At 67.3% G+C, this 25,695-nt stretch carries 19 protein-coding genes and 1 riboswitch; of the genes, 7 read left to right on the top strand and 12 right to left on the bottom strand.

What is annotated here, in order from left to right; genetic code table 11:
- A partial coding sequence (locus ACFDR9_RS18710; RefSeq protein WP_409031969.1) for a hypothetical protein occupies window positions 1–185 on the bottom strand: 185 nt, incomplete at its 3' end.
- Between the two features lie 429 nt (window positions 186–614).
- Here ACFDR9_RS18710 and ACFDR9_RS18715 point away from each other — a divergent pair.
- Both ACFDR9_RS18715 and ACFDR9_RS18720 read left to right on the top strand, forming a co-directional pair.
- Window positions 615–2,696, top strand: coding sequence for a TonB-dependent siderophore receptor (locus ACFDR9_RS18715; protein ID WP_409031970.1), 2,082 nt, complete (start codon window positions 615–617; stop codon window positions 2,694–2,696).
- 106 nt (window positions 2,697–2,802) lie between these two features.
- Complete coding sequence (locus ACFDR9_RS18720) at window positions 2,803–3,447, top strand: hypothetical protein (RefSeq protein ID WP_409031971.1); 645 nt, start codon at window positions 2,803–2,805, stop codon at window positions 3,445–3,447.
- A gap of 127 nt (window positions 3,448–3,574) precedes the next feature.
- Here ACFDR9_RS18720 and ACFDR9_RS18725 read toward each other — a convergent pair whose 3' ends face one another.
- Together ACFDR9_RS18725 and ACFDR9_RS18730 are read right to left on the bottom strand one after the other, a co-directional pair.
- Window positions 3,575–5,479 carry a flagellar assembly protein A gene (locus tag ACFDR9_RS18725; protein WP_409031972.1) on the bottom strand — a complete coding sequence of 635 codons (1,905 nt, stop codon included), beginning with the start codon at window positions 5,477–5,479 and terminating at the stop codon, window positions 3,575–3,577.
- 294 nt (window positions 5,480–5,773) lie between these two features.
- The gene (locus ACFDR9_RS18730; RefSeq protein WP_017874803.1) at window positions 5,774–6,124 is read right to left on the bottom strand and encodes a hypothetical protein; all 351 of its coding nucleotides are present in this window, start codon (window positions 6,122–6,124) and stop codon (window positions 5,774–5,776) included.
- 271 nt (window positions 6,125–6,395) lie between these two features.
- On the opposite strand from ACFDR9_RS18730, the gene ompR reads away from it, so the two are divergent.
- Window positions 6,396–7,097: a two-component system response regulator OmpR gene (gene ompR / locus ACFDR9_RS18735; protein ID WP_232429765.1), complete on the top strand. Its 702-nt coding sequence runs from the start codon at window positions 6,396–6,398 to the stop codon at window positions 7,095–7,097.
- A gap of 12 nt (window positions 7,098–7,109) precedes the next feature.
- Window positions 7,110–8,465 carry an ATP-binding protein gene (locus ACFDR9_RS18740; protein ID WP_409031973.1) on the top strand — a complete coding sequence of 452 codons (1,356 nt, stop codon included), beginning with the start codon at window positions 7,110–7,112 and terminating at the stop codon, window positions 8,463–8,465.
- A 57-nt stretch (window positions 8,466–8,522) separates the two neighbouring features.
- Here ACFDR9_RS18740 and ACFDR9_RS18745 read toward each other — a convergent pair whose 3' ends face one another.
- Together ACFDR9_RS18745 and ACFDR9_RS18750 are read right to left on the bottom strand one after the other, a co-directional pair.
- Window positions 8,523–8,987 (bottom strand): Imm26 family immunity protein, encoded by a 465-nt coding sequence (locus tag ACFDR9_RS18745; protein WP_409031974.1) that lies wholly within the window; start codon window positions 8,985–8,987, stop codon window positions 8,523–8,525.
- A gap of 69 nt (window positions 8,988–9,056) precedes the next feature.
- A complete protein-coding gene (locus ACFDR9_RS18750) occupies window positions 9,057–9,356 on the bottom strand; it encodes a hypothetical protein (RefSeq protein ID WP_026132424.1) in 300 nt (99 codons plus the stop codon).
- Window positions 9,357–9,477: 121 nt separating this feature from the next.
- Window positions 9,478–9,577, top strand: a riboswitch (TPP riboswitch).
- Window positions 9,578–9,652: 75 nt separating this feature from the next.
- Here ACFDR9_RS18750 and ACFDR9_RS18755 point away from each other — a divergent pair.
- Window positions 9,653–11,791 carry a TonB-dependent siderophore receptor gene (locus ACFDR9_RS18755; protein ID WP_409031975.1) on the top strand — a complete coding sequence of 713 codons (2,139 nt, stop codon included), beginning with the start codon at window positions 9,653–9,655 and terminating at the stop codon, window positions 11,789–11,791.
- 276 nt (window positions 11,792–12,067) lie between these two features.
- Window positions 12,068–13,066 carry a hypothetical protein gene (locus ACFDR9_RS18760; RefSeq protein ID WP_409031976.1) on the top strand — a complete coding sequence of 333 codons (999 nt, stop codon included), beginning with the start codon at window positions 12,068–12,070 and terminating at the stop codon, window positions 13,064–13,066.
- 147 nt (window positions 13,067–13,213) lie between these two features.
- Here ACFDR9_RS18760 and ACFDR9_RS18765 read toward each other — a convergent pair whose 3' ends face one another.
- From ACFDR9_RS18765 to ACFDR9_RS18785, 5 genes are all read right to left on the bottom strand, one after another.
- Window positions 13,214–13,747, bottom strand: coding sequence for an AAA family ATPase (locus ACFDR9_RS18765; protein WP_157406411.1), 534 nt, complete (start codon window positions 13,745–13,747; stop codon window positions 13,214–13,216).
- On the bottom strand, window positions 13,744–14,361 hold the full coding sequence (gene pnuC / locus ACFDR9_RS18770; protein ID WP_409031977.1) for a nicotinamide riboside transporter PnuC: 618 nt from the start codon (window positions 14,359–14,361) through the stop codon (window positions 13,744–13,746). The genes ACFDR9_RS18765 and pnuC overlap by 4 nt, the downstream gene beginning before the upstream one ends.
- Window positions 14,362–14,681: 320 nt before the next feature.
- Window positions 14,682–18,305, bottom strand: a complete 3,624-nt coding sequence (locus tag ACFDR9_RS18775; RefSeq protein WP_409031978.1) for a hydantoinase B/oxoprolinase family protein — start codon at window positions 18,303–18,305, stop codon at window positions 14,682–14,684.
- Between the two features lie 26 nt (window positions 18,306–18,331).
- Window positions 18,332–19,606: an MFS transporter gene (locus tag ACFDR9_RS18780; RefSeq protein WP_409031979.1), complete on the bottom strand. Its 1,275-nt coding sequence runs from the start codon at window positions 19,604–19,606 to the stop codon at window positions 18,332–18,334.
- Window positions 19,607–19,748: 142 nt separating this feature from the next.
- Window positions 19,749–20,561 carry a putative hydro-lyase gene (locus tag ACFDR9_RS18785; protein ID WP_409031980.1) on the bottom strand — a complete coding sequence of 271 codons (813 nt, stop codon included), beginning with the start codon at window positions 20,559–20,561 and terminating at the stop codon, window positions 19,749–19,751.
- Window positions 20,562–20,706: 145 nt separating this feature from the next.
- On the opposite strand from ACFDR9_RS18785, the gene ACFDR9_RS18790 reads away from it, so the two are divergent.
- Complete coding sequence (locus tag ACFDR9_RS18790) at window positions 20,707–21,642, top strand: LysR family transcriptional regulator (RefSeq protein ID WP_409031981.1); 936 nt, start codon at window positions 20,707–20,709, stop codon at window positions 21,640–21,642.
- Between the two features lie 69 nt (window positions 21,643–21,711).
- Here ACFDR9_RS18790 and ACFDR9_RS18795 read toward each other — a convergent pair whose 3' ends face one another.
- Window positions 21,712–23,856 (bottom strand): S46 family peptidase, encoded by a 2,145-nt coding sequence (locus ACFDR9_RS18795; protein ID WP_409031982.1) that lies wholly within the window; start codon window positions 23,854–23,856, stop codon window positions 21,712–21,714.
- Window positions 23,857–23,902: 46 nt separating this feature from the next.
- On the bottom strand, window positions 23,903–25,695 hold a 1,793-nt coding region (locus tag ACFDR9_RS18800; RefSeq protein WP_409031983.1), incomplete at its 5' end, for a PAS domain S-box protein.

Below are 25,695 nucleotides of genomic sequence, written 5' to 3' on the forward strand. Positions count from 1 at the left end.
CTCTCGAAGCCACGAAAATCAAGACCAAAACCCCATAAACACATGACCCTGAAACCATGCTGACGGCGCGCTAAATCCTTAAGTTCGGTGGATTGGGGCGCCGGGGCAGGAGAAAATCCACTATTAAAGGCATTCTTATATCCGTTAAGTGGAAACAATATACAACGCATGTAGTGGCTGATCATCTTGCCGATTCCGCCGCGCCAAACAAACATGCGTCGGCGCTGCCCGCTGTGTAAATCTCGACAATTGCTGGACGAACCCGATTCCACGCAATCCCGCAAACCACAAGCCGCATGTCCGCTCTTGACCGGATGCTGCCTATCATACGCGAAACCTGAATGGTCGTTATTTTAAGACGTCCTCCACGTATGCCGGCGCGTCGGAATTGCTTCGCCTATCGCCTCATTGTCATCCGATCACACGTCGCCGCAGGGCCATTGTTTTACGGCAGCCATCTTCACATTAAATGCAATTGCGAATGCTTCGCATTCTCTGTAAGATGGGCTCGCGCCAACTTGCGCCCGCTGCCCGACAACCGCGCCGGCGCGCCCGGCGTCTTCGATCCATCGCCCTCTGAAAGTCCCGCAACATGTCCATCCGCCCCGCCCCCGTTGCCGCTGCTTATCCTGCTGTCCCTGGCCTACGCGCCGCATGCCGCGCTGGGCCAGGAGACTGACAAGGTGATGCAGACGGTACACGTCACCAGCGCCCGCGCCGACGGCTTCGTGCCGAAGACCACCGAGGCGGGCAGCTTCCGCGGCGCCGGCATCATGGACGTGCCCTCGACCGTCAACGTGGTCACGCGCGAGGTGCTGGATTTGCAGGCGGCGGCCGGCCTGTACGACGCGCTGCGCAACAGCGCCGGCGTGACGCGCCAGCAGAACGGCGGCGACACCTGGGACCAGTTGGTGATCCGCGGCATCGGCGTGGAAAAACGCACCAACTACCGCCTGAACGGCTCGCTGCCGGTGATGAACTTCTCGCAGGTGCCGATGGAGGACGAGGAAAGAGTCGAGGTGCTGAAGGGCGCGTCGGCGCTGTACTACGGTTTCACCTCGCCGGCCGGCGTGGTCAACTTCGTCACCAAGCGCGCCGGCGCCGCCCCGGTCGGCACGCTCGGCCTGACGCTGGACGGCAAGGGCAGCGCGGTCGCCAGCGCCGACGTCGGCCGCCGCCTGGGCGAACAGAAGCAGTTCGGCGTGCGCGTCAACGCCGCCGGCGGCACGCTTGGCTCGCACCTCGACAAGGTTGGCAACGGCAACCGCGGCTTCGCCTCGGCCGCGCTGGACTGGCGCGTCAACAGCCGCCTGCTGTTCAAGGCCGACCTGGAATACGACCGCCGCCGCGTCACCGAGCAGGCCGGTATCGCGCTGCCGGCCGCCGTCAACGGCGTCATCGCGCTGCCGCGCGCCGTCGACGCCAGCCACCTGGTCGGGCCGGACTGGGCCAAGTTCTCGGCAACCAGCCGCAACGCGCTGCTGCGCGCCGACTGGACCGTGGGCGAGAACTGGGCGTTGCTGGTGGAAGCGGGCCGCTCGGAAACGGCGCGCGAGCGCAACCTGCCGATTTTCCGCCTGGCCAACGCGGCCGCGCTGGCCACCGGCGCCGGCCGCATCACCGGCAATATGCAGCATCAGGAGACCGGCTCGACCATGCTGCGCGCCGAGCTGGCCGGCAGCTTGACGACCGGCCCGCTCAAGCACGAGCTGACCGTCGGCGCGACGCGCACCGACAAGTTCCAGGACCCGATCTACCAGCGCAATTACACGATCGCCGCGCAGAACCTGTACCAGCCCGTGCCGGTCACGGCCGTGACCTTCGGCGCGGCGCCGACCAGCCCGACCACGGCCGCGCTCGACACGCGCGACGGCGGCCTGTACGCGCTCGACCGCATCGGGTTTTCGCCGCAGTGGCAAAGCGTGGTCGGCGTGCGCCGCGCCAGCTACCGGAGCCACCAGGGCGGCAGCGACTACGACGTCAGCAAAACCACGCCGATGCTGTCGGCCATCTACAAGCCGTCTGCCGCGCTGTCGTTCTACGCCTCGGCGGCGCAGGGGCTGGAGGAAGGCGAGGCCGGCCCGGCCGGCAGCGTCAACCAGGGCGAACGCCTGGCGCCCGGCGTCAGCCGGCAAAAGGAGCTGGGCGCGCGCTGGCTCAGCGACGCCGGCACGCTGGTGTCGGCGGCGCTGTTCGACATTCAGCGTCCCGGCTATTACACCAACGCCGACGGCGTCTTCGTGGCCGACGGCAAGCAGCGTTACCGCGGCCTGGAAATGGCGACCCAGGGCAAGCTGACACGCCGGTTGTCCTGGCAAACCTCGGCCCAGTTGCTCAACCCCGAGTTCCGCAACGTTGGCGCGGCCTATGACGGCAAGGCGCCGGAGAACGCCTCGCGCCGCACCGCCAGCGCCTTCCTGTCGTACGAGCTGCACGCGCTGCCGGGGTTGTCGCTGAACGCCGGCGCGTACTACAACGGCCCGCGCCCAGTGGACGACTTGAACCAGGCTTCGTTGGGCGGGGTGACGCTGCTCAGCGCCGGCGCCCGCTACGTCGGGCGGACGATGGGCCGGCGCACGGTGTGGCAAATCAACGTCGACAACGCCGCCGACAAGCAGTACTGGGCCGGCGCCGGCACCCGCCTCGCCGCAGGCATGCCGCGCTCGGTCAAGCTGAGCGTGCAGGTGGACCTGTAAGGGCCGCGCGGAAATTGCTTTGGCGGCTGTTCCGTGGCAGCATAGCTCATCTGCACCGCAGAGCCGTCGATCTCCGACCGGCTTCGGCCGGCGACAAAGGAAGCCCATGAACCGCAGCACGCTGCTGGCAGCGCTCCTGACCACGACGTTGTGCGGCGCCGCGCTGGCCGAGCCGGTGCCGCCGCCGGACTGGAAGCCCGATCCGATGCAGGCGGTGGCGCTGCCGGTCAAGCCGGCGACCAGGCTGGCGCTCGGGCGATTCACCGTCAGCTTGGCGAAAACCACGCTCAAGCAGGTGCGCGACGCGCTCGGCGCCGGCAAGATCGAGGAAAGTGCCGGCGACGGCCGCTCCTGGCTCTGCTACACGGTGCAAACCGGCGCCGCGCCGGAGCGCCTGTGGCTGGTGGCCGACGGCGCGCTCGGCGGCCCCGAGCACCGCGTGACGCTGCTGCACGCGCTGCAATTGCCCGCCCTGCTGCCCTCGCCTCGCTGTCCTCTGCTGCCGCGGCGTTTCCTGCCGGCGCGCTTCAACAAGGACTTGTGGCTGAAACAGCCGTCGCTAAAGGTGACGCAGGCGTTCGGCCAGCCGTCGGTCAACGCCGACGCGCGCTGGTCGTACGCGCACACGGCGAAAACCACCACGGCGGGCAAGGATGGCGCGCCGCAGCTGGAGGTCAGCAACCGGGTCGAGGCGCAGATCAGGGATGGCGCGATCAGCGCCATTATTGCGACGCAAACCAGCGTGGAGTAAACCAGCGGCAAGGGCCGGGGTCAGCCCCTCATGCCGCTAAGTGAAGCTTCCGTGGGTCGGATTGGCGGAACGCGTAATCCGACGCCGAGCCGCTGCCGACGCTACGAAAATCCTTCACTTAGCGGCGTTAGTTGTGCCGCAGCGTATAGGTCCAGTCCAGGCTGCCGCTGCCGCCGACGAAGATGATGTCGGCGCTGGCCGCGCTGCCGCGCAGTTTGGCTTTGATGTCGCGCGGCGGCTTGTCGTACACGCGCCCGCTCTCCGGGTTGAAGACGACGCTGCGCACGATGATGTCGCCGGCCACTTCCCGCACCAGGCAGTGCGATTCGCCGGCGGTGGCGTGCTTTTGTTGCTCCACCTGCGCCGCCTGCTCCAGCATCGACGCCTGCTGCGCCTCCATGAATTTGAGTTCGATGCCCAGCTTGGCGATCGACTTCAGCGCCGGCGCCACCGTCAGCGCCATCTTGTGGAATAGCGGCACCTGCTCCGGCTGCAGCAGCAGTTGGTGCTTGCGCACCTTGTCGGCCAGCATCAGATAATTGCGCACGTCGAGCGGCTCGCTGACCAGGTCGATCTCGTGCTGGACCTTGACGACGGCGCGGGCGAAGCCCTGCGCGCGCACCCGCAGTTCGGCGATTTTACGGTCCAGCCTGGCCATGTCCGGCACCAGCGCGTACACCAGCATTTCGGTCTGCTTGCGCGGGCCGGCGCTGTCGATCCGCACGGCGCGCCCGGCGATGGCGCAGCCCTCGGCGACGCCCACCACCACCTCGTCGGCGATGATTTCGCAATTGCTGGCGTGGCCGACCACGACCCGGCTGCCGGAGATGACGCAGCTTTCGGCGCGCTCGACGTGCACCGCGCCGTCGCTCGTTTGCAGCACCGAGCCGGAGGCGACGCCCTTGACGACGATGTCGCCGTGGGCGTTGAGGGCGGTGCCGCCGATCAGGTTGCTCAGCAAGGTGATGCTGCCGCCGTGCGAGTGCAGGTGGCCGAAGACGTCGCCGTGCACCGTGATGTCGCTGCCGTCGACGCTGCGCTGCTCCTGCACTTCGCCGAATTCCTCGTACTCGGCGCGCAGCTTCAGGTTGCCGGTGGTGCGGCTGCTGACGCCGTCGCGGCTGACGATCTTGACGCCGATCGAGATCACGCCGTCGCCGTCGACGTTGACGAAGCCGTCCTGTAGCGCAACCAGGAACTGTTCGCCGCGCACGCGCTCCAGTACCGTGCCTTCGCCGGCCAGCGCCGCCAGTTCGACTTCCGCCGGCGCCGGCGCCGGCAGCGCCTCGCCCGACAACTCGTAGCCCGGCAAGCCCGGCGCGCTGGGCACCTTCTTGAGCAGGCGGGCGTTCTTTTTCACCTGCGGAAAGCGGTTTTTGAAGGTCAGCAGGTCGAGGCGGCCGTCGGCCGTCTCGCGCGGCGCGTCGTCGCGGTGCATGTCGGCCGAGACTTCGACGATGGCGGCGTCGCGCCCCGGCGTCGGCTCGAACCGGCGCGCGACGACGATGCGCTCGACCTTGCCCGAGGCGATGATGGCGCGCACGGCCGCGGCGTCGATGCCGAAGCACACGCCCTTGCCCCACATGTCGGCGACGAATTCGTCGAAGTCGAGGCTGGCCGGGCGCGCCGCCACCTTGCTGCCGTCGGGCAGTTCGAGCGCCTCCAGGAACTGCGCCTCGAAATAGTATTCGGCAACCCCATGCCGGATCTTGACGAGCTTGTAGAGCGCGCGCCGCGGCGGCGCGAACTGGCACAGCGCGTCGGCGAAGCGGATCAGCGCCTCGCCGTTGGCCGCGCGCGGCAACGCCGGGCCGTGGTTGTAGAGCGCCTTGATGAAGGCGGCGTAGTCCAGGCCGGCGAAGTACTGGTTCGACTGGAACACCTGCCCGACCGCCGCCAGCAGCGCAGGCGCCGCCACGGCGGGGTCGATATACACGCCGTCGCCGCGCCGCAACAGGCCCGGCGGCAGCACGCCGACGCCGCCCGGCGCGCCAACGGCGCGGCTGTCCGTCACGATCGAGTCATCCGACATCAGCGTCCTCCGCGTTCAGGCAGGCCGAGTATAACGATGCCACGTTGTCAATTTTATCGAACAAGTTGATTCCATGGTCAACATTCCGGCGCACGACCACCTTGCACGCAATAAATTAATCTTACACGCAAGCCAAATGGAGTTGGGAATAATTGAAGGAATAAGCAGGCGGCGCGTGCGCCGCGTCAAAGGCCGCGCATGCCAAGTGGGCGCGATTTTCGTTGGTCGGGTCGACCCGCCAGGGCGCGAGCCGGCAACGTTGGCTCGCATCCCGCCCGTTCCGCCGCGGCCAAGCTAGCGGCGCGGCGGCGTCGAGTAGATGTCCTGGCCGGCTTCGTTGATCTGGCGGCGCAGGTCGCGCCGCTCGTCCGGCGTCAGGCGGCCATTGCGACGCGAAGCGTCGGCCCGTTCCTGCATCGCGCGGCGCTGCTCGTCGGCGCGGCCGTCGCGCTGCTCGCCGCGCTCGCGGCTGTCGTTGTTACTGCGCTGGACTTCGTCGCGGCGCTGCGGGACGGGAGCATCGCCGGCCGCGCCGGCGAGACCGCCGCCCAACAGCGACGCGGCAACCAACACGGCGGCAACGGAGGAGTGAACGCAAAAGAGCGCGCGGGCGGCGGCGTGACTGTTTTTGGGTTCGATTTTCATTGTGTTCCTCTTCCGCGATGCCGGGTAAAGATATAAGCTTTAATTCCACTGATGCCCCAGTGTATGATGCTTTACACGGGGCAGTAAGAGCAAATGGGTAAAGTTTGTAACACATTGTAATGGGTCGCCGCGCGCGTTCTCCGACGAGCGCCGAGACGTTACCATAGCAACTTAGATCTGACAACACGACAACCAAATGACCACAACTTCGACGACCAATTCCGCCAACTTGACAACGACGCAGACCAGCAATGGCCACCAGGCCAAGATTATGGTGGTCGACGACGACGTGCGTTTGCGCGATCTGCTGCGCCGCTATCTGACCGAACAGGGTTTCAACGTCTTCACCGCGGAAAGCGCGACGGCGATGAACAAGCTGTGGCTGCGCGAGCGCTACGACCTGCTGGTGCTCGACCTGATGCTGCCGGGCGAGGACGGCCTGTCGATCTGCCGCCGCCTGCGCGGCGCCGGCGACCAGACCCCGATCATCATGCTCACCGCCAAGGGCGAGGACGTCGACCGCATCGTCGGCCTGGAAATGGGCGCCGACGACTACCTGCCCAAACCATTCAACCCGCGCGAGCTGGTGGCGCGCATCGGCGCCGTGCTGCGCCGCAAGGGTCCCGACGAAATCCCCGGCGCGCCGTCGGAGACGCCGCAGACCTTCGAGTTCGGCAATTTCATCCTCGACCTGGGCACCCGCACGCTGAAGAAGAGCGGCGAGACGGTGCCCCTGACCACCGGCGAATTCTCGGTGCTGAAGGTGTTCGCGCGCCACGCGCGCCAGCCGCTGTCGCGCGAGAAGCTGATGGAACTGGCGCGCGGGCGCGAGTACGAGGTGTTCGACCGCAGCCTGGACGTGCAGATTTCGCGGCTGCGCAAGCTGATCGAGCCGGACCCGTCCAGCCCGCTGTACATCCAGACCGTCTGGGGCCTCGGCTACGTCTTCATCCCGGAGGGGCAGCCGCGCTGATCGGCGGCGCGCATGAAGCACCTTCCCGTCATTAGTCTGGCGCGCCTGAAAAGCGGCCTGTTTTGGCGCACCTTTTTCCTGCTCAGCGTGCTCACCACGCTCAGCATGGCCGCCTGGATCGCCATGATCAGCGTGGTCCAGCGCGAGCCGCAGGCGCAGCAGATTGCGGCCCAGGTCATTTCCGTCGTCACCATCACGCACGCCGCGCTAACCCACTCGGCGCCGGAGTTGCGCAAGGAATTGCTGTTCGAACTGGTCAGCAACGAGGGCATCCGCGTGCTGCCGCTGGAACCCGACGACAAGGTCGAGCCGCCGCCGGACAACTGGCTGATGCCCGAAATCGTCGCGATGGTCAAGGACAAGCTGGGCGACGATACGCGCTTCTCGGCGCGCGTCAACAGCGTCCCCGGCTTCTGGGTCAGCTTCAAGATCGACGACGACGAATACTGGCTGATGCTCGAACGCGAGCGCATCCGCGGCCTGACCGGGGTGCAGTGGCTGGGCTGGGCCAGCCTGGTGTCGCTGTTGTCGCTGCTGGGCGCGGCCGTCATCTCGAACCGCATCAATCTGCCGCTGGCGCGCCTGACGGTGGCGGCGCGGGCGATCGCCGCCGGCAAGGCGCCCGAGCCGCTGCCCGAGAGCGGGCCGATTGAAATTATCGAGGCCAACCGCAGCTTCAACCAGATGGTCGACGACCTGCGCCAGGTCGAATCGGACCGCGCGGTGATCCTGGCCGGCATCTCGCACGACCTGCGCACGCCGCTGGCGCGCATGCAGCTCGAAGTCGAGATGGCGCGCCTGTCCGACGAGGCGCGCGAGGGCATCCAGTCCGACATCGCGCAGATGGACGCGATCATCGGCCAGTTCCTCGACTACGCCAAGCCGACCGAGACGGCCAGCTTTACCAGCGTCGACGTCAGCGCGCTGCTGGCCGACAGCGCGCGCGAGGCGATGCGCATACCCGACATGGCGGTGACGACGGCGATCGCGCCGGACGCCCACGTGATGGGCAACGCCACCGACTTGAAACGCGTGATCAACAACCTGATCGAGAACGCCCGGCGCTACGGCCGCAGCGCCGACGGCGAGCGCATCGAGGTCGACATCGGCTGCCACCTGAAGAGCGTGCACGGGGCGCGCCGCGTCGTCATCGACGTGCAGGACCACGGCCAGGGCGTGCCCGACAGCCAGATCGAACAATTGCTGAAACCGTTCACGCGGATGGACACCGCGCGCGGCCAAGCCAACGGCGCCGGGCTTGGCCTGGCCATCGTCGAGCGCGTGCTGCTGCGCCACGGCGCCGAACTCCATCTGAGCAACCGCGCCGGCGGCGGCCTGCGCATCCAGATCACCATGCTGGCGGCCTGAGCGAAGCCTGGCCCCGGGCCGGAGCCCCGTGAACGGGCCGCGCCGATGGCCGCCCGGCTATTCGGCCAGCATTTTGCTCATCAACATCTCGGTGGCGCCATAGCCGTACAGCGAATCGCTTTCCAGGCCGGGCGTATCGTAGGGCACCGACTCCTCCCGCTCCAACTTGCCGGGATCGGCGTCGGAATAGGTGGCGCGCCAGGCCCGCTTGAGCATGTCGGCGCGGCGGATGAACGATGGAATCGGCCAGGCCTCGCGCTCCCACCCGTCGGACACGCCGATCACCGGCCAGCGCTCGTTGACCAGGCCCAGGTCGCCGGTGCGCAGGCGCCGGATGGCCTGGTGCGGCTGCAAGCGCTCCAGCTCGGCCAGGGCCGGCAGCGCGTCGCGTTTCGGCCCAAACAAATACGCCAGGATAATGCGCCCCGACGGCGCCATGCGGGCCACCACGCCGACGGCGTAGCCCCCACCCTTCAACGGTACGGCAAACCAGGTGCCCTCTCGGTACGGCAACAACTTCATTCCAACCCCTCTCTTATTCGACAACTAGGCGGAACAATACGCCAGGATGGAAAATCGCGTCGCAGCGCACTACTCGTACTGGAACTGGGCGACGATCGGACCGGCCTTGAACAGCGCGTCCTTGAGCTCCTTGTCGAGCCGGTTGTCGCGCCGGCGCATCCATTCCAACAGCATCGCGGCCTGCCTGCGGCAGACGTCGCCGCGTTGCGCCAGCACGCGGCGCAGCTCCGGATCCGTACACGCCTCGAAGCGCTGGTTGCACAAATCCAGCGCGGCCAGCTCCTCGGCCAGCGTGGCGATGGCGCGGTGCATATCCAGCGTCGGCGCCGGCAAGGCGGCGCCCGCTTCCTGCAATTCCTCTTGTGACATACAGCACTCCCTCAGTTGGCATGAGGCGCATTCTCCACCGCCGGCGCGTAAACCTCAAGCGGCACACATGTTGTAATTCGGCCCACCGCGGGCGCGGCGGCGGGCCGTTCGTGATAAGCTTCGGCTTCGCTAGGGGTCCTGGGAACGCTGTTTCCGGGTGAGAGATACCCTCCGTACCTGATCTGGATAATGCCAGCGAAGGAAAGCGCAAAGTCCCCCTCCTTTGATTGCTCCTGCGCTGGCCCCGGCCGAACAAGCAGCTTGTCGGCAGCGCCGACCTGAACCACGAGCATATTATGTCTACACCGAATTTATCGATTTCCCTTATCGCGCTGGCGATCCTGCAAGCTTTCGCCGCGCCCGCCTCGGCCCAGTCGGCCCAGCAGGAGATGCCGGAAGTGGTCGTCACCGGTAACCGCGCCGGCGCCGCCGGCCGCGCCTCGGTGGCCGGCTTTTCCGACGCGCCGCTGCTGCAGACGCCCGCCTCGGTCAGCGTGGTCTCGCGCGCCCAGATGCAGGACTTGCAAATCCGCTCGACCAGCGACGCGATGAAGTTCGACGCCAGCGTCAACGATTCCTACAACGCCGTCGGTTACGCCGAGCAGTTCTCGATCCGCGGCTTCGCGCTCGACAACAGTTCGAGCTACCGCAAGGACGGTCTGGCGATCCCCGGCGACACCCAGATCGCGCTGGAGAACAAGGAGCGCATCGAGGTGCTGAAGGGCCTGGCCGGCTTCCAGTCCGGCGTCGCCGCGCCCGGCGGCATCATCGACTTCGTCGTCAAGCGCCCGACCGCCGCGCCGCTGCGCTCGGTCACCGTCGGCGCCAGCGAGCGCGGCACGCTGTACGGCGCCGCCGACCTCGGCGGACGCTTCGAGGACCGCCGCTTCGGCTACCGCATCAACGCCGCCGCCGAGCGCCTGCGCTCCTACATCAAGGGCGCCGACGGTAACCGCAAATTCGTCTCCGGCGCCTTCGACTGGCAGATTTCGCCGCAGGCGCTGCTGCAAATCGACGCCGACTACCAGGACAAGTCGCAGGTCTCTGCGCCCGGCTTCCAGTTACTCAGCGATACCGCGCTGCCGGGCGGCGTCGGCGCCGATGCGATGCTGAACCTGCAGCGCTGGAGCATGCCGGTGCAGACCCAAAGCAGCAACATCGGCCTGCGCTTCCATTACCAGTTCAACCCCGAATGGCACGCCACGCTGTCGGCCAACCGGCACTCCTTCAAGCGCGACGATTACACCGCCTTCCCGTACGGCTGCAGCTCGGGTCCCGAGTATGTCGAGCATTTCTGCGGCAACGGCGACTACGACGTCTACGACTACCGCAGCCTGGGCGAGTCGAAGTCGCCGCTGGCGACCCAGGCGCTGGTCCAGGGCAAGTTCAGCACCGGCGCGCTGCGCCATGAATTCACGGCCGGCACCTCGTACTTCCACCGCCTCGACCGCGCCGGCGTGTACACCTATGACTACGCCGGCACCAGCAATATCTACCGGCCGGTGCTGGTCGCGCCGACCGGCCTGAGCTCCGGGCCGGTGCGCGACCGCCGCACCGAGAACGAGCGCGCCGTCTTCGCCCAGGACATCCTGGCGCTGGCCAGCAACTGGAAGTTGCACGCCGGCCTGCGCTACGTGCAAGTGAAGCGCGACGAGTACCTGCCCAAGTCCGACACCAACGTCAAGACCGACGACAGCTTCCTGCTGCCGAACGCGGCGCTGGTCTACAACCCGCTCGACAACGTCGCCGTGTACGGCGCCTACTCGCAGGGGATGGAACACGGCGGCGTTGCGCCGCACGAGACCTCGAACCACGACACCGCCCTCGCGCCGTCAAAATCGAAGCAGATCGAAGTGGGTGTGAAAGCCGACCTGACGCGCGACTTGACGGTGTCGGCGGCGCTGTTCCAGATCCGCAAGGGCCTGGAATATACGGACTCCACTGTCGATCCGAAGGGCACGTATGTGCGTAACGGCTTGGCGCAACACCGCGGCCTGGAACTGGCGGCGCAGGGCAAGGCGACGCCGAACCTGAGCTTGGGCGTGTCGGCAACGGCGTTGAACACGCAACAGTCGGGCACCGGCATCGCCGCCATGAACGGCAAGCGCGTCACCAACGTGCCGGCGTTCAAGTCGTCGGTGTACGCCGACTACGCCGTGCCGCAAGTGGCCGGCCTGAAGCTGAACGGCACCTGGCTGTACGCCGGCAAAAAAGCCTTCACCAAGGAAAACACCGTGTTCGTGCCCGCCTACCACGTGCTCAACCTGGGCGCCGCCTACGCCACCAAGATCGGCAACACCGCGGCAACCCTGCGCGCCAACGTCGACAACGCGCTCGACAAGTTCTACTGGCGCGACGTGACGCAGGAATCGGGCGGCTACCTGTTCCCGGGCGCCCCCCGCACCCTCAAGGTGTCGGCGCAGTTCGACTTCTGACGCGTGGCGGCGCCGCGGCGCCACCGATGCAAGGACAAACCAGCGGCGCGCCGCTGGTTTTTTTTCGTTTCGGCGGCGCCTCAGGGTGGGGTCAACAACAAAGCAATGTTGTAATTTAGAGTTATCAAATACAAATTAATATTGCGTCAACAATTTAACTGTGACAACATTGATTCGCTGTCTGAATGTCAACAGCACGGAGCCGGGAGTAGCCGTTTCCAATCGATGCAGTCGTCGCGTGCACGCCTGCTTTTTTTGTCGTATTTAAGGGGTTTTATGCGTAAAATTATTTTCCTCACTTCGATCCTGGCCACCGGGGCTGCCCACGCCGACTGGGTCCCGCGTATCGAGTCCGCCAGCTACACGGCCAACCTCACCGTCAACGGCAGCAACGCGCTGGCATATTCCGAAGACAAACGCCTCTACGGTCCACTCGGCGGCGTGGCCCGCGAAATGCAGGCCGTGCCCGCCACGCTGCAGAGCGGCCTGAACGCCGTGATGTCGCAGCAAATCACCGCCAACGGCGCCCGTTTCCTCGACGGCACCCTGAGCGGCAACGCCGCCATCACGATCCGCCCGCAAAGCAGCGGCGTGGCCGCGTTGGCGTTGACCGGACTGAGCTACCAGGTCCGCAGCGGCTATTCGGGCAAGAAATGGGGCGTCTTCAGCTACGATTGCGTCAACACGACGACGATGAGCAATATCGCCATCAACGCCCAGTACGGTACCGCCGACGGCAACATGCCGGCCGACCAGGTCGGCATGACCGCCAACGTCAGCTCCTCGACCGATTGCGACTCCAACCTGAGCTGGATTCTGCCGGTGCTGGGCAACCTGCTGATCAAGAACGCCGAAGGCAAAATCTCCAGCGCCGTCCAGGATGGCGTCAAGGGTGGCCTGGCGAAGATCAAGGACGTGCTGTTCTTCCAGCGCGACGCCAATTGGCTGGTCGGCTTGAATCGCCTGATCCCCGCCGACAAAGTGGTTCAATTGCCCGATGGCAGCAGCTTCCCGATCGGCCAATATGTGCAAAACAATCTGGGCTATCTGCTGGCCAACAGCCAGATCTCGATTAACTTGGGTGCCGGCGCTCCGGTGCGCCCGGTCTACGGCATGAACGAGCCGCAATCCGACGTCTTCAGCGGCGATATCATCACCCTAGCGGTATCCTCGCCGGCCGTGTCGTTCGCCGTGCAAGTGGGCGAGCGTTCCAACGTCAGCTGGTCGTGGAAGTGCAGTATCCGCGATCCGAGCCGCGTGTGCCAGATTCCTTGATCGGACGCGGCGTCGCACGCCGCCCCACGCCTCACTTGAACTGAGCGGCGCCCGGTGCGGCGCCCGCGCCGCCGCCGGCCACGCCGGCCGGCGCAGCCCCGCCGCACCGTCGCGCGCCCGCCTTTCCCCACATACAAGCGGCGCCGCTCAAGCGGGCGCCGGCGCGCCGAGTACGGACTCGGCTTGCAGCAGGCGCCGCGCCAGGGGGCCGTCGACCAGCAGGTAGGGTATCGCCCGCGCGGCCAGCTCGTCGAGCAGCATCCGGTGTACGCTCTGGCGCACGCCCTCCGACTCGCGCTGCAGGCCGTCGGCGACCCACGGGCTGTCGGGCGCCGTCACCAGCGTGACGTCGTAGCGCCGCGCCGCCGTCAACGCGGCCAGGCCCGGGTCGACGCCGCCGAAATAGAAGCGGCTGTAGAGCGCCGTCATCAACGGCGTGGTGTCGCAGAACAGCAAGGCGCCGGCGCGCGGCGCGGCCGCCAGCTCGCGCGCGACCTGGGTGCTGGCGATGAAAAATTGATCCGACTCCAGCGGCACGCGAGCGCGCGTCTCGACGAACTCGCGCAGGTACTCCGGCACCCAGACGGTGTCGTAGCGGGCCGCCAGCGCGGCGGCGAAGGTCGATTTTCCGGACGACTCGGCGCCCAGAATCGCCACCCGCACGCAGCCCGCCCGGCTCACTTCAACACCATCGCGTCGGCGGCGGCGCCGTCCGCCGCGCCCTTCCAGGCGCGCAGGCCGAGCGCCGCCATCACCACGAAAACCGCGTATAGGATCGCCGTCAGCATCAGGTTCTTGTACAGGTACAGGCCGACGTAGAGCACGTCGACGACAATCCAGATATGCCAGTTTTCCAGCTTTTTGCGCGACAGCAGCAACTGGCCGAGCAGGCTGCCTGCCGTCAGGAAGCCGTCGGCGCGCGGCACGTCGGTGTCGGTATAGGTTTGCAGGAACCAGGCCAGCACGGCGAAACCGAGCAGCCAACCGGCGCCGGCCAGCGCCCAGCCGCGCCCGGCCAGCCGCGTCACCGGCAGCTGCGCGCCGTTGGCGGCGCCGCGCAGCCATTGATACCAGCCCCAGGCGGAAACGACGATGAAGACCAGCTGCAAACCCATGTCGCCGTACAGCCTGGAATGGAAAAACACCATGCCGTAGGTGGCCGACGAGACGATGGCGAACAGCCAGGCCCAGTGGCTCTGGCGGATATTGAGCGCAACGTTACACAGCGCCAGCACGAAGGAGACCAATTCCAGCGGGTTGGTGACGAAACCTAATAGGGCGATCGCTTGGTTCATGAATAGGGGGAAGATGGCGGCAGTGGGATGCCGTCGAGTTAATCTGACGCGGTCCGATCGGCTCGGCCGACTTTGGCGGTATGCGCCCCGGCGGCCGGCCGCGGCGCAGCGCAAGACCGGCAAAACCCGGTGGCGCAGTATGCAAGATTCAGCTTGAATATGCAAGATTCGGCGCGCCGCGGCGAGGCGCCGTTGGCGCGCTCGAGCTGTTCAGTCCCCAGGTTTTTTGGTTTTTCTGTTGTTTAACTTATTTGCCGCCAACGTGTAAAGCAAACCAAAGGCAGAGAGCCGGGGCTACGCCCTTGGTTTCTTATTTGACGTCAGGCGCCGAAGCCGCCGCCTCCCGGGGTTTCGATGGCGAAGACGTCGCCGGCGCCCATTGCCGCCGTGTGGGTGGCGCCGAAGCGTTCGACCGTGCCGTCGCTGCGTTCGATCCAGTTGCGTCCCAGCGCCCCCGGCGCGCCGCCCTCCAGCCCGAACGGGGCGATGCGGCGGTGTCCGGCCAGGATGTTGGCGCTCATGCTTTGCAGGAAGCGGATGCGCCGCAGCGCGCCGTCGCCGCCCCGGTGCAGCCCGGCGCCGCCGCTGCCGCGGCGGATCGCGTGGCTTTCCACCAGTACCGGAAAGCGCCACTCCAGCACCTCCGGGTCGGTCATGCGCGAGTTCGTCATGTGCGTCTGCACCGCCGCCGTGCCGTCGAAACCGGGACCGGCGCCGGAGCCGCCGGCGATGGTTTCGTAGTACTGGTGGCGCTCGTCGCCGAAGGTGAAGTTGTTCATCGTGCCCTGCGACGCCGCCATCACGCCGAGCGCGCCGTACAGCGCGTCGGTGACGTATTGCGACACTTCGACGTTGCCGGCCACCACCGCGGCCGGGTAGCGCGGGTTCAGCATCGAGCCCTCGGGGATGATCAGCTTCAGCGGTTTCAGCACGCCCTCGTTCATCGGGATGTCGCTGTCGAGCAGGGTGCGGAACACGTACAACACCGCCGCCTTGCACACCGACAGCGGCGCGTTGAAGTTGCTCGGGCGCTGTTCGCTGGTGCCGCTGAAGTCGACCGTGGCGCTGCGCTCGGCGTGGTCGATGCTCAGCTTGACGCGGATCACGGCGCCGTCGTCCATCTCGTAGGCGAAGCTGGCGTCGCGCAGGCCGCTGATGGCGCCGCGCACGGCCGCCTCGGCGTTGTCTTGCACGTGCCGCATATAGGCCAGCACGACGTCCTCGCCGTAGCGGCCGCAGGCGCGCAGCAGTTCGTTGGCGCCGGTCTCGCAGGCGCCCAGTTGGGCGATCAGGTCGGCGACGTTCTGGTCGATGTTGCGGCTCGGCCAGGGGCCGGCGCCGAACAACTCGCGCACCAGCGCTTCCAGGAAGACGCCGTTGTCGACGATCTTGATATTGTCCAGCAGGACGCCCTCCTCCAGGATGCTGGTGCTGTTGGGCGGCATCGAGCCGGGCGTGATGCCGCCGACGTCGCCGTGGTGGCCGCGCGCCGCCACGAAGAACAGCGGTGCGCCCTGGTCGGCGCCGTAGATCGGGCACACCACCGTGATGTCGGGCAGGTGGGTGCCGCCGTTGTAGGGCACGTTGAGCACGTAGGCGTCGCCCGCCGACATGCTCTCGCCGTGCTGGCGGATCACGCACTGCACGCTGTCGCTCATCGACCCCAGGTGCACCGGAATGTGCGGCGCGTTGGCGATCAGGTTGCCGTGGCGGTCGAAGATGGCGCAGGAAAAGTCCAGCCGCTCCTTCATGTTGACGGAATAGGCGGTGTTTTCCAGCGTCGTGCCCATCTGCTTGGCGATCGACATGAACAGGTTGTTGAAGATCTCCAGGTGGATCGGGTGCGCCGCCGTCGTCACCGCGTGGCCGGCGCCGGCGTTGGCCCCGGCCGCCCTTTCAAGCATGATCGAGCGGTCCTCCAGCACCCGCGCCGACCAGCCGGCGTCGACCACGATGGTGGCGATTTCCTCGCGGATGATGGCCGGGCCGGCGACCACGCTGCCCACCGCCAGCGCGGCGCGCACGTGCAGCGCGATCGGCACGGTGGCGCCGCCGACGTAGCTGAGCACCTGGCCCGGCGCCGCTACGGCTGCGGCGGCGCCGGCCGGCACCTCGATGACGAAGTCGCCGCCGTTGCCGGCGCCGATGGCCTCGGCCGAGATCGACTCGATCACCAGCGGCTGGCCCTCCATGACGAAGCCGAAGCGGCCCTTGTACAGCGCGGCGAAGGCCTCGGCCATCTGCGCGTGGCCGGCGCAGGCGATGACGAAGGCCGAATCGGTGTCCTGGTATTTCAGGCGCGCGCACAGCTCGAGCGTGATGTCGTCCGGCGCCACCTGCTGCGCCAGCAGTTCGGCGCGGGCCTGGCGCGCCAGGCCGTCCAGCCGCGGCTGCAACTGCGCCAGCGCGGCCTCGGACAGCACCTGCTCGACGGCCGCCTCGCGCATCGCGCGGATGTCCGCCAGGCCCATGCCGAAGGCCGACAGCACGCCGGCGAACGGGTGGATGACGATGCGTGTCATGCCCAGCACGTCGGCGACGCGGCAGGCGTGCTGGCCGCCGGCGCCACCGAAGCAGCACATGGCGTAGTTGCCGACGTCGTAGCCGCGCTCGACCGAGATCGACTTGATCGCTTGCGCCATGTTGTCGACCGCCACCGCCAGGAAGCCGTCGGCCACCGCGCTGGGCGACATGCTGGCGCCGGTCTCGCGTTCGATCCGCGCGGCCAGCTCGGTGAAGGTGCGCTCGACCACGGCGCGGTCCAGCGGCAGGTCGCCGTTCGGCCCGAACACGTGCGGGAAGTGCGCCGGCTGCACCCGGCCGAGCATGACGTTGCAGTCGGTGACGGTGAGCGGGCCGCCCTGGCGGTAGCTGGCCGGGCCGGGATTGGCGCCGGCCGACTCCGGCCCGACCTTGAAGCGGCCGTGCTCGAAGCTGCAAACCGAGCCGCCGCCGGCCGCCACGGTGTGGATGTGCATCATCGGCGCGCGCACCCGCACGCCGGCCACCACGGTCTCGAAAACCCGCTCGTAGGCGCCGTCGTAATGCGCCACGTCGGTCGAGGTGCCGCCCATGTCGAAGCCGATCACCTGGCGCAGGCCGACCGCGGCGCAGCTCTTGACGGCGCCGACGATGCCGCCGGCCGGGCCGGACAGGATCGCGTCCTTGCCCTGGAAGCGGGCGGCGTCGGTCAGGCCGCCGTTCGACTGCATGAACATCAGCCGCACCGCGCCGGTTTCGGCCGAGACCCGCGCCACGTAATCGCGCAGCACCGGCGACAGGTAGGCGTCGACGACGGTGGTGTCGCCGCGCCCGACGATCTTCATCAACGGGCTGACCTGGTGGCTCACCGAGATCTGTGTAAAACCGGCCAGCTCGGCCAGCGCGCGCAGGCGCAACTCGTGCCGCGGGTAGCGGTAGGCGTGCATCAGCACGATGGCGATGGCGGCGACGCCCCTGGCGCGGATCCGCCGGAACTGTTCCAACAGCAGCGCCTCGTCGGGCGCGCGCAGCACTTCGCCGCGCGCGCCGATGCGCTCGTCGACTTCCAGCACCTCCTCGTAGATCAGGTCGGGCAGCTCGATCTTCATGGCGAAGATGTCGGGCCGGTCCTGGTAGCCGATGCGCAGCTGGTCGGCGAAACCGCGGGTGATCGCCAGCGCGGTGCGCGCGCCCTTGCGTTCGAGCAGGGCGTTGGTGGCCACCGTGGTACCCATTTTGACCACCTCGATCCGCTCGACCGGCAGCGCCTCGCCGGCTTGCAGGCCGAGCATGTCGCGCATGCCCTGCACCACCGCGTCGTCGTAGCGCTCGGGGTACTCCGACAGCAGCTTGTGCGTGACCAGCTTGCCGTCCGGGCGGCGCGCGACGATGTCGGTGAAGGTGCCGCCGCGGTCGACCCAGAATTGCCAGCGCAGCGGAGCGGGGGAGTTGTGGTTTTTCATGGCGTGTCTCTTTTATGGATAGGTGGTCAGGATTCGAGTTGCTTGCCGCGGGTTTCCGGCAGCGTCAGCGCGGCCAACACCATCACCCCGTACGCGGCGGCGGCGAACAGGCCGATGGCCTCGCCCAGCGGCATGTGCTTGCTGCTCATGCCGATCAACAGCGGGAACAGCGAGCCGACGGCGCGGCCCATGTTGTAGCAAAAGCCCTGGCCGGAGCCGCGGATGCGGGTCGGAAACAGTTCGCTGAGGAAGGCGCCCATGCCGCTGAACACGCCGGAGACGAAAAAGCCCAACGGGAAGCCGAGGAACAGCATCACCGAGTCCGTCACCGGCAGGCGGGTGTAAGCCAGGGCGATGCACAGCGAGCCGACGGCGAACAGGATGAAGTTCTTCTTGCGGCCCAGCTTGTCGGTCAGGAAGGCGCTGACGGTGTAGCCGACATACGAGCCGAGGATGACCATGGCCAGGTAGCCGCCGGTGCCGAGCACGGTCAAGTGGCGTTCGGTTTTCAGGAAGGTCGGCAGCCAGGTGGTGATGGCGTAGTAGCCGCCCTGGGCGCCGGTGGTCAGCAGGACGGCGCGCAGCGTGGTGCTGAGCATGGCCGGCGAGAAGATGTCGGTGAACTTGGCGCGCTCGGCGCCGTCCCGCTGTATTTTCTGCTGCGCCACGAACACTTCCGGTTCCTCGACGAAGCGGCGGATGAAGATCACGAACACGGCCGGCAGGATGCCCAGCAGGAACAGCGAGCGCCACGCCAGCTCGGGCGGCAGCAGCGAGAACATCAGCGCGTACAGCAGCGCCGAGGCGCCCCAGCCGATGGCCCAGCCGGCCTGCACCATGCCGACCGCCTTGCCACGGTCTTTGGCGCGGATCACCTCGGCGATCAGGATGGCGCCGGCGGTCCACTCGCCGCCCATGCCAAAGCCCATCAGGCCGCGCGCCAGCAGCAACTGGCCGAAGTTCTGCGCCAGGCCGCACAACACGGTAAAGACGGCGAACCACAGGATGGTGATTTGCAGTGTACGGACGCGGCCGATGCGATCCGACATGACGCCGGCGATCCAGCCGCCGAGCGCCGACGTCAGCAGCGTGACGGTGCCGATCAGACCGGCGTCACCCTTGCTCAAGCCCCAGGTGGCGATCAGCGTCGGGATGACGAAGCTGAGGAACTGGGTGTCCATGGCGTCGAGCGCGTAGCCGACCTTGCAACTCCAGAAGGTGAGGCGCTCCTTGCCCGTCAGCTCGTGGAACCAGGAAAAATAGCCGCCCTTGGCCTCGGCTGGCATCACTTTGGTATTCATGTGAATCTCCTCTTGTTGTAGTTATGTTGTAGTAAATCGAATGCCCGGGACCGCAAAACCAGTCAGAGGCTCGGAGCATGGGAGGCAGACCCTCGGGGACACGGTGCCCCCGTCTGACCCCAGGTTCACGCCCGTGGTCTTTTTAAAAAGCCGCCAACGACGCGTTGGTAATATCCGTCACCAGCATGTAGCCCGGTTTATGCGTCAGCACCAGCGCCAAGCCGGCGCCGCGGATCGCCTCCTGCGGCGTGACGCCGCAGGCCCAGAACACCGGCAACTCGCCCGGCAGGATGTCGACGGCGTCGCCGAAATCGGGCCGGCCCACATCCACGATACCGATTTCGGCCGGATCGCCAAGGTGCACCGGCGCGCCGTGGATGGCCGGAAAGCGGCTGGTGATCTGCACCGCGCGGATGGCGTCGCGCGCCTTCATCGGCCGCATCGACACCACCATGTTGCCGGCGAACGGCCCGGCCGCCTGGTTCGCAATATTGGTGCGGTACATCGCCACGTTCCTGCCTTGCTCGACGTGGCGCAGCGCGATGCCGGCCTGCATCAGCATCTGCTCGAACGAGAACGAGCAGCCGATGGCGAAGGCCACCATGTCGTCGCGCCACAGCTCGGCCAGCGTCTCGGCCTCGGCCGCCAGCGCGCCGTCGCGGTAGACGTAATAAGCGGGCACGTCGCGGCGCACGTCGAGGTCGCAGCCCAGCGCAGGCAGGTTCCACTGCCCCGGCTCGCCCACCGCCAGCAGCGGGCAGGCCTTCGGATTGCGCTGGCAAAAGCGCAGGAAATCGTCGGCATGGGCCTTCGGCAATATCACCAGGTTGGCCTGCGCAAAGGCGCCGCAATAGCCCGCGGTTGGAACGCGGAACTGGCCGCTGCGCACGGCGCGCCGCAATTCAAGTGGTGTCATGGTGTGGTCTCGTTGGTCTCGGGGAAAGCAATGAGTCAAGCATAGACTTGATCAAACGACTAGGCCAACTAGTAATTATTGCTGCGGCAGGTAAGTTTTACTTACCGGCCCCGGCTATCCGCAGGGGCAAGGTTAAGGTATTCTTGACCGTCAAATCCACCCCGCCCCCCCACCCTGGAGCGCCATGAATACCCGCTTCATCGACACCTTTGTGACGCTGGCCCAGCTGCGCAGCTTTCGCGCCACCGCCCGTGCGCTGCACGCGACGCCGGCCGCCATCTCGCTGCGCATCAAAAGCCTGGAAGCGGAGTTGCAGACCGAGCTGATCGACCGCGCCTCGAAGGAATTCCGCCTGACCGCGCACGCCGAATACCTGCTCGGCCACGCCAAGGCGGTGGTCGACGCCACGCGCCGCCTGCAAAGCGCGGCGCGCAAGGAAAGCGCGGTGCGCGGCCGGCTGCGCCTGGGCGTGATCGAGTCGGTGGTGCACAGCTGGCTGGCGCAATACATGCGCGAACTCAACGCCAATTATCCCGAGCTGGAAATCGACCTGGCGGTCGATATGAGCCATGTGTTGGAACGGCGCCTGCGCGCGCGCGAACTGGACCTGGTGATCCAGGTCGAGGGCATCGACAGCAACGAAATCGTCTCGGAGGCGCTGGCGATCTACCCGGTGCACTGGATCGCCAAGAAGGGCCTGCTCGACACGCGCAAGGAGGGGCTGACGCAGCGCCTGCTGCAAACGCCGATCCTGACCTTCGGCCGCGGCACGGCGCCGCAGCGCATGCTGGAGGAAATCGTCGCCAAGATGGCCAACCTGGCGGCGATTCCGCTGGAGCAAACCCGCATCACCTGCTCGCCGTCGGTGGCCGCCATCGTCCAGCTGGTGCGCGACGGCTACGGCGTGGCGGCGATTCCCAGCCTGTTCGTCGCCGGCCTGCTCGACAGCGGCGAATTCATCGAACTGCCGGTGCAACCGGTGCCGCCATCGATCATCGTCTCGATGTGCCTGCACAGCAACGCCGAAATGCTGGTGCACGCCGCCGCCAACACCGCCCGCCTGAGCTGCGCCAACTACTGCGCCCAGATCGCGCCGCGCTACATCGAGGCGGTGCACTAGTGTTTCGGGCGGGCGAGCAGCGCCAGCGACACGGCCAACAGCGCACCCCTCATCGCCCGGACCGCGGGTTTATTTGCGCGGGTATTTGATGCGCATTTCCTTCAGCAGCGCGTCGGCGTGGTCGACTTCTTTCATCACCCACAGCATGTAGCGGATGTCGAGGTGGATCGCGCGCGTGATGTCGCGGTCGAAGTACCAGTCCTTGGTGATCGATTCGTAGGTCGAGTCGAAGTTCAGGCCGACCAGTTCGCCGCGCTTGTTCATCACCGCCGAGCCGGAGTTGCCGCCGGTGGTGTCGGCGCTGCTCAGGAAGTTGACCGGCACGGTGCCCAGCGCCGGGTCGAGGAAGACGCCGTAGCGCTTGGCTTTGACGGCCTCGATCAGCGCCGCCGGCACGATGAACGGTTCCTTGCCGGTGTGCTTGGCGACGATCCCTTCGACGGTCGTAAACGGGCCTTTGCTGATGCCGTCGCGCGGCGAGTACGGCGCCACCGTGCCGTAGGTGACGCGCAGCGTCGAGTTGGCGTCGGGGTAGACCGGCTTGCCCTGCGATTGCTTCCAGGCGATCACGGCCCGCATGTATTGCGGGATCACCCGTTCGAGGTTGCCGTCGACTTCCTTGCGCCGCTCTTCCAGCGCCAGCGCCACCGGATGTAATTTGACCGCCAGTTGCAGGAAGGCGTCGTCGGACTTGGCCAGCGCGGCCGCGTCCTGCTCGACCCCGGCCAGGCGCTTGGCGGTGTCGCCCAGTTGCGTGCGCGGGTACAGCGCGGCGACCGCGTCCGGCGCCGGCAGCAGCGCGTCCAGGCCGGCCGGGTGGGTCTTGGCCGGCAGCGCCGCGTAGCGTTGCAGGCCGGCGGCGAAGCGGGCCTGGTCGACCGGGGTGGCGTAGGATTGCTCCAGCCGCGCCAGGCGCGCCTTGATGAAGCTCAGGTCGCGCTGCTGGTAGCCCGATTCCCGCTGGGCGTCGGCTTTTTCGCGCTCCAGCGCCAGCCGGTACACGGTGCGCGCGCTTTTCAGCAAGTCGCTGTTGGTGGCCACCGACCAGGCGAATTCCTCGTCGCCCAGCGCCATGTCGGCGGCGATCACCGCGTCCAGGTCGGCCAGCAGCGTCGGCGACACGCCCGCCCGCGGGTGCCCCGCCAGCCAGGCGCGCAATGCGGCGTCCTGGCCGTCCTTGACGGCGGCGATGTCCTTGCGGGCAAAACCGTCCAGCAAGCCCTGGGTTTTCTTCAGCCCGTTGTGGAGGCTTTTGACGACGCTGGCGTAGCGCACGTCGAGCGCGGCGTCGCCGGCGCTGGCGGCGGCGATGGTGTCGAGGTCGGCGCGCAGCTCGGCCACCTTGGCCGGAAAGCCGACGTCGCGCGCGGCGCGGATTTCAGCCGGCAGCTTGTAGCGGCTGGTGCGCCCCGGGTAGCCGGCCAGCAGGATAGGGTCGCCGTTTGCCAGGCCCTCGGCCGACACCACCAGGAAGTGCTTCGAATGGTAGGGCACGTTGTCGGGCGACGGCTCGGCCGGGCGGCCGTCCTTGCCGACGTAGGCGCGCAGGAAGGCGTAGTCGCCGGTGTGGCGCGGCCATTCGTAGTTGTCGACGTCGCCGCCGAAGTTGCCGATCTTGTCGGACGGCGCGTACACCAGCCGCACGTCGCGGATCAGCATCTGGCGGATGCGGTAGTACTCCATGCCGCGGTGGAAGCTGGGCACCGAGCAGCGGTACATCTTGTCGGTTTCGCATTCGGCGATCAGGGCCTTGACGCGGCTTTCGACTTCCTCGTGGCGGGCGCGCCCGCTCATGCCGGCGTCCAGGCCCCGCAGCACGCGCGCGCTGACGTTTTCCAGCTTGTCGGTGACGTACACCAGCGTGTTGGGGCCGCCCGGCAGTTCCGCGGCGCGGTTCTTGGCCAGGAAGCCGTCGGCGATGTAATTGTGCGCCGGCGTCGAGTTGCGCTGCACCGCGCCGTAGGCGCAATGGTGGTTGGTCACCACCAGGCCGGCGTCGGAGACGAACGAGGCCGAGCAGCCGCCCAGCGAGACGATCGCGCTCATCGGGTGCTGGGCCAGGTCGGCCAGTTTTGCCGCCGGTATGGCGATGCCGATGCGTTTCAGTTCGGATGTCAGTTGCGGCAATTGGTGTGGTTGCCACTGCCCCTCGTCGGCGTGTGCGCCGGCGAAGACGCCGATCAAGGCGACGGGTAGTACGATTGTTTTTAACAAGATATCCCCTATTTGTAAAAAAGCCAGCGCAGTATATCCCTGTTGCTTATGCCTGGAAGCGCTTTTCTGCCGGGGCGGCGCCGGGGCCGGCGCGCTCGGGCAGCGGCATGCGCATGGTCAGCTGGCAACCGGCGCCCTTGCTGTAGGCGCCGATCTGGAACTGGCCGCCCAGCGCGGCGACCCGCTCGGCGATGCCGATCAGGCCGAAGCACTGGGCCTTGCGGCGCTGCGCCGGCGCGATGCCGACGCCGTCGTCGCGGATCATCAGCGTCAGTTCGCCTTCGGCGGCGGCCAGTTCGATCTCGGCGCGGCGCGCGCCGGCGTGGCGCAGCACGTTGCCGAGGGCCTCCTGGACGATGCGGAACAGGACGATTTCAATGTCGCCGCCGAGCGCGCCGAAAATCGCCTCGTCGCGCACCAGCAGCCGGCAGTCGATGCCGCTGCGCTTCTTGAAGTCGCCGATCTGCCACTCCATCGCCGCCTGCAGGCCCAGGTCGAGCACCAGCGGGCGCAGCGCGTTCATGATCCCGCGCACGCTCTTGATGGTGGTGTCGACGTTGGCCAGCACCGCGCCGACCTTGCCGTGCAGGCGCGGATGCGCCTGGCCGGTGCGCGCGCTGAGCATCGAGATGTCGATGCGCAGCGCCAGCAGGTTTTGCCCCAGTTCGTCGTGGATGTCGCGCGAGATGCGCTGGCGCTCGTCCTCCTTGGCCGTTTCCAGGTGCTCCGCCAGTTGGCGCAGTTGCGCGTGCGACTGGCGCAGCGCGCCCTCCATCGCCTTGCGCTCGCTGATGTCGGTGTGCGCCACCACCACCCGCAGCGGCCCCGCCGACAGGAAGCGGCTGACCTTGACCTGGAACCAGCGCGCCGCGCCGCCGCTGCGGAACTCGTATTCCAGCGCGAAGGCGGCGCGCGCGCCGCCGATGACGCCGCGGATGCCGGCCGACAGCTCGGCGCCGGCGCCGCGTAGCCAGCGCGGGTCGCTTTCGCAGTGCGCCAGGTAGCGCTCGCCGACGCCGCGGTGGCCGGCGAAGGCCAGGCAGGACTGGTTGGCGTGGATGACGCGGCCGTCGCAATCGAGCACCAGCACGCGGTCGGTCAGCGAGTCGATGGTGGCGTGGAAAAAATGCTCGGCGTCGCGCAGCGCCACCTCGGCGCGCTGGCGCTCGCCGATTTCCTGCAGCAGCAGTTGGTTGGTGCGCACCAGTTCGCCGGTGCGCTCGACCACGCGCTGGTCCAGCTCCTGGTGCAATTGGCGCAGCGCGGTCTCGGCCAGCTTGCGCTCGGTGATGTCGGAGAACACGCCGACGAAATAGTCGGCACCGCCCTCGGGGGGGTGCATCTGCGTCAGCGACAACGACTGGACGAAGCGGCTGCCGTCCTTCTTGCGGCTGACTACCTCGCCCTGCCAGCCGCCATCGCGGCCCAGGCTGTCCCACATGCCCTCGAATAACGCCGGCGCCTGCAGGCCGAACGCCAGGAAGGCGGGGTTGCGGCCGATCGCCTCCTCGGCCTGGTAGCCGGTGATGGCGGTGAAGGCCGGGTTGACCGAGATGATGCGCCTGGTCGCGTCGGCGATCAGCACGCCCTCCTTGATGGCGTCGAGCACGACGAAGGCGCGCCGCAGCGCCATCTCGCGCGCGCCCGGGCCGCCCAGGTCGGTGACGATCATGCGGCACGCTTGCGAGGCCGGGTCGACGTTGGCCTCGATGCGCACGCGGTCCACCGGCGCGGGGGGGGGGGGGGGGGGAAGAGGGGGAAAGGGAAAAGGCCGATTGCGGCGGTCAGAGGGAGGGCGCGGGGCAGGGAGTCCGCTGACACGGACGTTCGAGCGTTCCC

It is taken from the genome of Janthinobacterium sp. CG_23.3 (assembly GCF_046115965.1).
GTDB lineage: Bacteria > Pseudomonadota > Gammaproteobacteria > Burkholderiales > Burkholderiaceae_D > Janthinobacterium.

Coding starts and splice junctions, on each gene's coding strand:
- ACFDR9_RS18720 (WP_409031971.1), top strand. CDS start 2,803: ATGAACCGCAGCACGCTGCTGGCAGCGCTCCTGACCACGACGTTGTGC.
- ACFDR9_RS18725 (WP_409031972.1), bottom strand. CDS start 5,479: ATGTCGGATGACTCGATCGTGACGGACAGCCGCGCCGTTGGCGCGCCG.
- ACFDR9_RS18730 (WP_017874803.1), bottom strand. CDS start 6,124: ATGAAAATCGAACCCAAAAACAGTCACGCCGCCGCCCGCGCGCTCTTT.
- ompR (WP_232429765.1), top strand. CDS start 6,396: ATGGTGGTCGACGACGACGTGCGTTTGCGCGATCTGCTGCGCCGCTAT.
- ACFDR9_RS18740 (WP_409031973.1), top strand. CDS start 7,110: ATGAAGCACCTTCCCGTCATTAGTCTGGCGCGCCTGAAAAGCGGCCTG.
- ACFDR9_RS18745 (WP_409031974.1), bottom strand. CDS start 8,987: ATGAAGTTGTTGCCGTACCGAGAGGGCACCTGGTTTGCCGTACCGTTG.
- ACFDR9_RS18750 (WP_026132424.1), bottom strand. CDS start 9,356: ATGTCACAAGAGGAATTGCAGGAAGCGGGCGCCGCCTTGCCGGCGCCG.
- ACFDR9_RS18755 (WP_409031975.1), top strand. CDS start 9,653: ATGTCTACACCGAATTTATCGATTTCCCTTATCGCGCTGGCGATCCTG.
- ACFDR9_RS18760 (WP_409031976.1), top strand. CDS start 12,068: ATGCGTAAAATTATTTTCCTCACTTCGATCCTGGCCACCGGGGCTGCC.
- pnuC (WP_409031977.1), bottom strand. CDS start 14,361: ATGAACCAAGCGATCGCCCTATTAGGTTTCGTCACCAACCCGCTGGAA.
- ACFDR9_RS18775 (WP_409031978.1), bottom strand. CDS start 18,305: ATGAAAAACCACAACTCCCCCGCTCCGCTGCGCTGGCAATTCTGGGTC.
- ACFDR9_RS18780 (WP_409031979.1), bottom strand. CDS start 19,606: ATGAATACCAAAGTGATGCCAGCCGAGGCCAAGGGCGGCTATTTTTCC.
- ACFDR9_RS18790 (WP_409031981.1), top strand. CDS start 20,707: ATGAATACCCGCTTCATCGACACCTTTGTGACGCTGGCCCAGCTGCGC.